At 53.2% G+C, this 1,196-nt stretch carries 1 rRNA gene; it reads left to right on the top strand.

Annotation, left to right across the window (positions count from 1 at the left end):
* Positions 1 to 1,173, top strand: a 23S ribosomal RNA gene (locus EIY72_RS18175); the annotation flags it as partial.
* Positions 1,174 to 1,196: the final 23 nt, after the last annotated feature.

The following is a 1,196-nucleotide window of genomic DNA, read 5'->3' on the forward strand; positions in this document are numbered from 1 at the left end:
CTGCGTAAGCCCACGCCGGTCGAAGATACCAGGCCGCTGCGACTGTTTATTAAAAACACAGCACTCTGCAAACACGAAAGTGGACGTATAGGGTGTGACGCCTGCCCGGTGCCGGAAGGTTAATTGATGGGGTTAGCTAACGCGAAGCTCTTGATCGAAGCCCCGGTAAACGGCGGCCGTAACTATAACGGTCCTAAGGTAGCGAAATTCCTTGTCGGGTAAGTTCCGACCTGCACGAATGGCGTAACGATGGCGGCGCTGTCTCCACCCGAGACTCAGTGAAATTGAAATCGCTGTGAAGATGCAGTGTATCCGCGGCTAGACGGAAAGACCCCGTGAACCTTTACTATAGCTTTGCACTGGACTTTGAATTTGCTTGTGTAGGATAGGTGGGAGGCTTTGAAGCGTGGACGCCAGTTCGCGTGGAGCCATCCTTGAAATACCACCCTGGCAACTTTGAGGTTCTAACTCAGGTCCGTTATCCGGATCGAGGACAGTGTATGGTGGGTAGTTTGACTGGGGCGGTCTCCTCCTAAAGAGTAACGGAGGAGTACGAAGGTGCGCTCAGACCGGTCGGAAATCGGTCGTAGAGTATAAAGGCAAAAGCGCGCTTGACTGCGAGACAGACACGTCGAGCAGGTACGAAAGTAGGTCTTAGTGATCCGGTGGTTCTGTATGGAAGGGCCATCGCTCAACGGATAAAAGGTACTCCGGGGATAACAGGCTGATACCGCCCAAGAGTTCATATCGACGGCGGTGTTTGGCACCTCGATGTCGGCTCATCACATCCTGGGGCTGAAGCCGGTCCCAAGGGTATGGCTGTTCGCCATTTAAAGTGGTACGCGAGCTGGGTTTAGAACGTCGTGAGACAGTTCGGTCCCTATCTGCCGTGGACGTTTGAGATTTGAGAGGGGCTGCTCCTAGTACGAGAGGACCGGAGTGGACGAACCTCTGGTGTTCCGGTTGTCACGCCAGTGGCATTGCCGGGTAGCTATGTTCGGAATAGATAACCGCTGAAAGCATCTAAGCGGGAAACTAGCCTCAAGATGAGATCTCACTGGAACCTTGAGTTCCCTGAAGGGCCGTCGAAGACTACGACGTTGATAGGTTGGGTGTGTAAGCGCTGTGAGGCGTTGAGCTAACCAATACTAATTGCCCGTGAGGCTTGACCATATAACACCCAAGCAATTTGCTTA

It is taken from the genome of Pseudomonas vancouverensis (genome assembly GCF_004348895.1).
Classification (GTDB): Bacteria; Pseudomonadota; Gammaproteobacteria; order Pseudomonadales; family Pseudomonadaceae; genus Aquipseudomonas; species Aquipseudomonas vancouverensis.